The organism is Pseudomonas sp. P5_A2_2 (assembly GCF_054177685.1).
Genome location: NZ_JBGCUL010000191.1, coordinates 1 through 6770, shown reverse-complemented (window position 1 = coordinate 6770; position 6770 = coordinate 1). Strand labels below are relative to the sequence as shown.

Below are 6770 nucleotides of genomic sequence, written 5' to 3'. Positions count from 1 at the left end.
GTTTATCACCTGTGTAGATCACGAATTATTGAGGGAAGGCTGGCAGACGGAAACGCCAGTCGCTCTGTTCCACGTGGAACAGGGCCGTATCACCCAGACCCACGACCATCGGGAGTGAAGGCATTGAGCGAAGAAAATACGTACGACTCAACGAGCATTAAAGTGCTGAAAGGCCTGGATGCCGTACGCAAACGTCCCGGTATGTACATTGGTGACACCGACGATGGCAGCGGTCTGCACCACATGGTGTTCGAAGTGGTCGATAACTCGATCGACGAAGCTCTCGCCGGCCACTGCGACGACATCAGCATCATCATCCACCCGGATGAGTCCATCACCGTTCGTGACAACGGTCGTGGCATCCCGGTAGACGTGCACAAAGAAGAAGGCGTTTCGGCAGCCGAGGTCATCATGACCGTGCTGCACGCCGGCGGTAAGTTCGACGACAACTCCTACAAAGTATCCGGTGGTCTGCACGGTGTAGGTGTGTCGGTGGTGAACGCACTGTCCAAAGAACTGGTCCTGACCGTTCGCCGTAGCGGCAAAATCTGGGAACAGACTTACGTACACGGTGTTCCGCAAGAACCGATGAAAATCGTTGGTGAGAGCGAAACCACGGGCACCCAGATTCACTTCAAGCCATCGGCTGAAACCTTCAAGAATATCCACTTCAGCTGGGACATCCTGGCCAAGCGGATTCGTGAACTGTCCTTCCTAAACTCCGGTGTCGGCATCGTCCTCAAGGACGAGCGCAGCGGCAAGGAAGAGCTGTTCAAGTACGAAGGCGGCCTGCGTGCGTTCGTTGAATACCTGAACACCAACAAGACTGCGGTCAACCAGGTGTTCCACTTCAACATTCAGCGTGAAGACGGCATCGGCGTGGAAATCGCCCTGCAGTGGAACGACAGTTTCAACGAGAACCTGTTGTGCTTCACCAACAACATCCCACAGCGCGACGGCGGTACTCACCTGGTGGGTTTCCGTTCCGCACTGACGCGTAACCTCAACACCTACATCGAAGCAGAAGGCCTGGCGAAGAAGCATAAAGTCGCCACCACCGGTGACGATGCCCGTGAAGGCCTGACCGCGATCATTTCGGTAAAAGTGCCGGATCCGAAGTTCAGCTCCCAGACCAAAGACAAGCTGGTGTCTTCCGAAGTGAAGACCGCGGTCGAACAGGAAATGGGCAAGTACTTCTCCGACTTCCTGCTGGAAAACCCGAACGAAGCCAAACTGGTCGTCGGCAAGATGATCGACGCGGCTCGTGCCCGTGAAGCGGCGCGTAAAGCCCGTGAGATGACCCGCCGCAAAGGCGCGCTGGACATCGCCGGCCTGCCAGGCAAACTGGCCGACTGCCAGGAAAAGGACCCTGCCCTGTCCGAACTGTACCTCGTGGAAGGTGACTCCGCGGGTGGCTCTGCCAAGCAAGGACGTAACCGTCGGACCCAAGCCATCCTGCCGCTGAAGGGCAAGATCCTGAACGTCGAGAAGGCGCGCTTCGACAAGATGATCTCTTCGCAAGAAGTGGGCACCTTGATCACCGCGCTGGGCTGTGGCATCGGCCGCGACGAGTACAATATCGACAAGCTGCGCTACCACAACATCATCATCATGACCGATGCTGACGTCGACGGTTCGCACATCCGTACATTGCTGCTGACCTTCTTCTTCCGTCAATTGCCGGAGCTGATCGAGCGTGGCTACATCTACATCGCCCAGCCGCCGCTGTACAAAGTGAAGAAAGGCAAGCAAGAGCAATACATCAAAGACGACGACGCCATGGAAGAGTACATGACGCAGTCGGCGCTTGAAGATGCGAGCCTGCACCTGAACGAAGAAGCACCGGGTATCTCCGGTGAAGCCCTCGAGCGTCTGGTGACTGACTTCCGTCTGGTGATGAAGACCCTCAAGCGTMTGTCGCGCCTGTACCCACAGGAGCTGACCGAGCACTTCATCTACCTGCCAGCGGTGAGCATGGAGCAACTGTCCGATCACGCAGCGATGCAAGATTGGCTGGCTCAGTACGAAGTTCGCCTGCGCACCGTCGAGAAGTCCGGCCTGGTTTACAAAGCCAGCCTGCGTGAAGACCGTGAACGTAACGTTTGGCTGCCAGAGGTCGAACTGATCTCCCACGGCCTGTCGAACTACGTCACCTTCAACCGCGATTTTTTCGGCAGCAACGATTACAAGACTGTCGTTTCGCTAGGCGCTCAACTGAGCACCCTGCTGGACGACGGCGCGTACATCCAGCGTGGCGAGCGCAAGAAGCCGGTGACCGAGTTCAAGGAAGCCCTTGAATGGCTTATGGCTGAAAGCACCAAGCGTCACACCATCCAGCGATACAAAGGTCTGGGCGAAATGAACCCGGATCAGCTGTGGGAAACCACCATGGACCCAAGCCAGCGCCGGATGCTCAAAGTGACCATCGAAGACGCCATTGGCGCGGACCAGATCTTCAACACCCTGATGGGTGATGCGGTCGAACCTCGTCGTGACTTCATCGAAAGCAACGCCCTGGCGGTGTCCAACCTGGACTTCTGATCCCGGTCGATGCCAATGAAAAGGCCAACGCATTGCGTTGGCCTTTTTTATTGCCTGCGTTTCACTCGCGCGCCCCCACCACACTCTCCAACCGATACCCATACCCGTAAATCGTCAGCAACTGCCAACCGCGGTCCGCCGTCAGGCCAAGCTTGTTGCGCAGGCGATAGATGTGCGTATCCAGCGGCCGGGACGACGACATTTCTTCATGGGGCCAGAGTCGTTCGTACAGGTAATCCCGCGACAGCGGTCGGCCGAGGTTGCTGAACAGGCAATGCGCCAGGCGGTACTCGCGTTCGGTCATGACGATCGGTTTGCCGTCGCGAGTGACGGTCAGTTCGGCGTCGTCGAAAACGAGGCCATTGAAGCTCAACACTTCAGCAGTTGCGCGCTGCTGGGCATGGCGGCGCAGTACCGCGCCAACACGGGCTTTCAGTTCATTGGGGCGGAAAGGTTTGCTGACGTAGTCGTCGGCGCCAGCATTCAGGGCCTGAACGATATCGCTTTCGCCGTCGCGACTGGTGAGCATGATTGCCGCCGGCGGTGCTTCCATGTGTTCGCGGGTCCATAGCAGCAATGACAAACCCGTGAGGTCTGGCAGTTGCCAGTCGAGGATCAGCAGGTCGAAGGTCTCCCGACGCAATTGTCGCAACAGGTCTTCGGCCCGTTCGAAGCTGTGCAGCGACCACGGCTGCTTTCCGGCTTCGGCCATTTGTTGCAGGGTTTGTTCGACCCGGCGCAGTTCGGCGGGCTCATCGTCCAGAATCGCAACACGCATACAGGTGATTCCTTGTCGCTTGGGCAGCTCTTCATCGACCATAGCGGCTCAATCGATACAGTGAAAGCAAGCGCCCCGCCGTTGGTCGCGGCGTCCGCTATGATTCTTTGAGTCGAATCCTCAGGCGTAGGAATCATGAAACCGTTTATCCCGCCCTGCCCTGTTGGCCATGTTTGACCAACGTAGCCGTGAAAGCCGAGAGCCCAGCCAGGTACAGCGATTGTTTCGGCAATTGGTGCGCGAGTGGTTGTGGATAAGTCTTGTGCTGTTACCGCTGACGACGTTGCTGTCCTATCGCGTGCAAATCAACCTGGGTGATGCATCCCCGGGCTTGAGCGCAGGGCTTTCCCTTGGTCTGGTGACGTGCGTGCTCGGGTTGCTGCTGTGGCGCCCGCGCCTGGCGCTCTGGTTGACGCTCACGGGGATGGCTTGTGCGTTGCTGACCAGCGCCGGCCTTGCGGAGTTCAAGCGCTGGTGGTGGTCACCGACGCCTGCGGTGCTGGGGATGCTGTTTGGTTATCTGATCTGGAACTGGCGGCGCCTCAGTGTGGTGCTGACCTATTTCGGTTGGGAATTGGCGCGGTTGGACAGCGAGCCGAAAGTGTTTCCGGAGCGCCGTCGTGCCCAGTATCCCGGTGGCGACCGTTTGCAGAAGCAGATCATGGCGCTGGAACAAGCCATGAGCCTGACCCGCGATACCCACCGATTTATCGCCGATGGCCTGGAGTACTTGCCGGTGGCCACGTTGATCAGCGATCCCCAGGGGCAGATTCTGCTCGGCAACCGCAAGGCCCGCGACCTGTTTGGTGGCGATCTGGTCGGCGATGATGTGCTCGGGCGACTTAAACAGCTGGGTTATCCGGATATGAACCGTGGGCCGGGCTCATCTTTATCGACACTGCCGTTGCTGGAGTTTCGCGACCTAAAGGAACGCAGCCTGCGTCTGGAGCGTGCCGAGCTGTTACCAGTAGACGGGGAAACCCCTGTCGGCTGGTTGTGGAACCTGACTGACCTGAGTGTCGAACGTGATGCAGAAGAGCAACGCGCGGTCCTGTTGCGTTTTCTGTCCCACGACCTGCGGGCACCCCACTCGGCCATCCTCGCGCTGCTCGATGTGCATCGTCATCAGGTGGGCGGTGACCTGCAACTCTTCGATCAAATCGAAAGGCAGGTACGCCGGGCCCTGGAACTGACTGACGGCTTCGTTCAACTGGCGAGGGCCGAGTCCGAGGCTTATCAGTTTCAGCCGAGCCTGTTTGCGATGCTGGTACTGGATGTATTCGATCAGGCGCTGCCCATCGCGCAGCTGAAACAGATCGAACTGGTTCATCAAGTGGAAGAAGAGGCACAGGAAAGTCTGGTTCTGGCGGATCAGGCACTGCTGACCCGGGCGTTGTTCAATCTGCTGGAAAATGCCATCAAGTACAGTGTTTCAGGTACTCGTATCCATTTGCGCGTCAGTCAACGCGACGGCTGGCTGATCTGTGAGCTCATCGATCAGGGCAAAGGCATCACCGCAGAGGAGTTACCCGAACTGTTCAGCCAATACCGGCGCTTTTCTTCCGCCCAGGGTATCGATGGCGTGGGGCTGGGATTGTCGATGGTCAAAGCCGTTGTGGATCGGCACGGCGGGCGAATCGAGTRTCAGAGCGAGGTGGGTCGGGGCACGACATTCAGGCTGCAATTTCCGCTATTTACAGAATGAAAGCGAGCGACCCAGGTCGCCCTGTCATGTCGCCAGTCTGCGATTGTTCCGGGCATAAAAAAACCGGCTATATCAGCCGGTTTTTYTACGTCCGAAAAAAACTTATGCACGTTTTTATGATTTTTATCTCTCTGAGAAATATGTAAAAAAATCATAAACTTACGTACAAATAACGACGGTTTTCAGTGGAACGGTACACAGGTTATCCACAGAATCTCAGACAGCCACCTGATCGTTTGAAACCGGCGCTTGCGGAGCCGGTGGCAGCGAGCCCATTTCCCGTTGCATCTGCTCATTCCACGCCTGAACCCGGTCGTTCAATTCGGCAATGGCTCGTGGCCCGTTGCCTTCGGCATACATCGGTGCACCAATGATCACAGTGATGACGCCCTGCTTCTTCGCCCAACCGGTTTTCGGCCAGAACTTGCCTGCGTTGTGCGCAATCGGCAGCACCGGCAATTCGGCGTTGACCGCCAATGCGCTGCCACCGCGCGAGAACTTTCCGACGGTGCCGAAAGGAACGCGCGTGCCTTCGGGGAAGATCAGCACCCAGACATTGTCCTTGAGCAGTTCATCGCCCTTCTTCGCAACATGCTTGAGTGCGGCTTTCGGGTTGTCGCGATCGATGGCGATCGGTCGCAGCATGGCCATGGCCCAACCGAAGAACGGCACATAGAGCAGTTCACGTTTGAGCACCTGGCTCAGCGGTGAAAAGTAAGCAGAGAGAAAGAACGTCTCCCACGTGCTCTGGTGGTTCGACTGAATGACGCAAGGCCGTTCAGGTACGTTCTCGGCACCCTTCACTTCGTAGCGGATACCCAGAAACACTTTGCTCAGCCACAAGGCGCAGCGGCACCAGTACACGTTGATAAAGCGGTAACGTGCCTTGAAGGGCAGAAACGGCGCGATAAAAAAGCTCAGGCTGCACCACAGCAAAGAGCTGGTGCCCAGCAGCAGGTAAAAGAGGAAGGTTCTGATGGCCTGCAATATCGACATGGTGACGTTTACCGTTGCGGGAAATACCCGCCTATGTAAAGCGCACTTCCCTATCATCCTATGCCAGGAATTTCAGAAGCGCACACTTAGTTAAGTGCATTTGTGCACAAGTTCTGCGGCAATCGCCGCCAGATCGTCAAAAATCAATGTGCCAACCGGAAGGGTTTTACCCAAAGTCTTTTCGCCTTTCCCGGTCTTTACCAAAACTGGCTGTGAATCGACGGCTTTGGCGGCTTCCAGGTCACCAAGGCTGTCGCCGACGAACCAGAGATTGGTCAGCGACACGTTGTAATGAGCGGCGATGGTTTTCAACATCCCGGGTTTCGGCTTGCGGCAATCGCAGCCTTCGTCCGGCCCGTGGGGGCAGTAGACGATCAGGCCGACTTCACCGCCCTGCTCTGCCACCAGCGCGCGCAAGCGCTCGTGCATGGCATCCAGGGTGGCGAGGTCGTAATAGCCGCGAGCGATGCCCGACTGGTTGGTGGCGACCGCTACCGTCCAGCCGGCCTTGCTCAACTGCGCGATGGCTTCGATCGAACCGGGGAGCGGAATCCACTCCTCCACCGACTTGATGTAAGCGTCGGAGTCGTAATTGATCACTCCGTCCCGATCGAGAATCAGCAGTTTCAACAGCAATCCCTCAACCCAGCAGTGAAATGTCGGCGACACCGAGGAACAAACCACGCAGACGCGCCAGCAACGCATAACGGTTGGCGCGGACTTTTGCGTCCTCCGCGTTGACCATCACGG

The 6770-nt window shown here is 57.4% G+C and carries 6 protein-coding genes and 1 pseudogene; 3 read left to right on the top strand and 4 right to left on the bottom strand.

Annotated elements, in window-relative coordinates:
- A pseudogene (locus ACXRVY_RS13550) lies at positions 1 to 118 on the top strand (DNA replication/repair protein RecF); the annotation flags it as partial.
- A 5-nt stretch (positions 119 to 123) separates the two neighbouring features.
- A complete protein-coding gene (gyrB, locus tag ACXRVY_RS13545) occupies positions 124 to 2541 on the top strand; it encodes a DNA topoisomerase (ATP-hydrolyzing) subunit B (protein ID WP_458237548.1) in 2418 nt (805 codons plus the stop codon).
- Between the two features lie 61 nt (positions 2542 to 2602).
- Here the strand turns inward: gyrB and ACXRVY_RS13540 are convergent, their stop codons facing one another.
- A complete protein-coding gene (locus tag ACXRVY_RS13540; protein WP_223459106.1) occupies positions 2603 to 3319 on the bottom strand; it encodes a response regulator transcription factor in 717 nt (238 codons plus the stop codon).
- A gap of 169 nt (positions 3320 to 3488) precedes the next feature.
- On the opposite strand from ACXRVY_RS13540, the gene ACXRVY_RS13535 reads away from it, so the two are divergent.
- On the top strand, positions 3489 to 5024 hold the full coding sequence (locus ACXRVY_RS13535) for a sensor histidine kinase (protein ID WP_458237547.1): 1536 nt from the start codon (positions 3489 to 3491) through the stop codon (positions 5022 to 5024).
- 216 nt (positions 5025 to 5240) lie between these two features.
- Here ACXRVY_RS13535 and ACXRVY_RS13530 read toward each other — a convergent pair whose 3' ends face one another.
- The 3 genes from ACXRVY_RS13530 to ACXRVY_RS13520 all read right to left on the bottom strand — a co-directional run.
- On the bottom strand, positions 5241 to 6020 hold the full coding sequence (locus tag ACXRVY_RS13530) for a lysophospholipid acyltransferase family protein (RefSeq protein ID WP_223455494.1): 780 nt from the start codon (positions 6018 to 6020) through the stop codon (positions 5241 to 5243).
- Between the two features lie 90 nt (positions 6021 to 6110).
- Positions 6111 to 6656: a D-glycero-beta-D-manno-heptose 1,7-bisphosphate 7-phosphatase gene (gene gmhB, locus ACXRVY_RS13525; RefSeq protein ID WP_223459112.1), complete on the bottom strand. Its 546-nt coding sequence runs from the start codon at positions 6654 to 6656 to the stop codon at positions 6111 to 6113.
- Positions 6657 to 6660: 4 nt separating this feature from the next.
- On the bottom strand, positions 6661 to 6770 hold a 110-nt coding region (locus tag ACXRVY_RS13520; RefSeq protein WP_458237549.1), incomplete at its 5' end, for a hypothetical protein.